The 662-nt window shown below is 29.8% G+C and carries 1 protein-coding gene; it reads left to right on the top strand.

The window, feature by feature from the left end; all coding sequences use genetic code 11:
- On the top strand, positions 1 to 662 hold a 662-nt coding region (locus tag GXK57_RS26205; RefSeq protein ID WP_243156528.1), incomplete at both ends, for a reverse transcriptase domain-containing protein.

The following is a 662-nucleotide window of genomic DNA, read 5'->3' as shown; positions in this document are numbered from 1 at the left end:
AGAAACTAATTGCTATAATATCAACAATGCTTAAAGGGAAAATTGAAGGTATAGGCGTTCCTCAAAAGGGCGTACCGCAAGGCGGCATAATATCAACGCTACTTTCTAACATAGTTCTAAATGAATTAGATTGGTGGATATACAGTCAATGGGAAGGAATGCTAACAAAGAAATACTCAAGTCAACAACACAAAATAAGAGCGTTAAAAAGAACACATTTAAAAGAAATGTATATAGTCCGTTATGCAGATGACTTTAAAATACTAACAAATAACTATAAATCTGCTCAAAAGATATTCATAGCTGTTACTAATTGGTTAAAAGAAAGACTTAAATTAGATATCAGCAAAGAAAAATCCATGGTAATAAATTTACGGAGAAACTATTCTGATTTTCTTGGTTTCAAACTAAAAGACATAAAGAAGAAACCAAAAAAATACGTCGCTAAGAGCAATATATCTGACAAAGCTAAGACTAAAATAATAAATAATTATAGCAGTCAAATTGAAACAAGCAGAAATAATCCTAAAACATATAACGTTGAAAAACTAAACTTGATGATACTGGGCTGGCACAATTATTATAGCATAGCTACCCATGTAAATATAGATTTTAGTGAAATAAATTTCTTAGTCAGAAAAAGGTTTTATAATCGAACAAGA

This window comes from Clostridium sp. C8-1-8 (genome assembly GCF_009928445.1).
In the GTDB taxonomy this organism is placed as follows: domain Bacteria; phylum Bacillota; class Clostridia; order Clostridiales; family Clostridiaceae; genus Clostridium_AR.
Note: the sequence above shows the minus strand (reverse complement) of the source record. Positions and strands in the feature narration are given on the sequence as shown.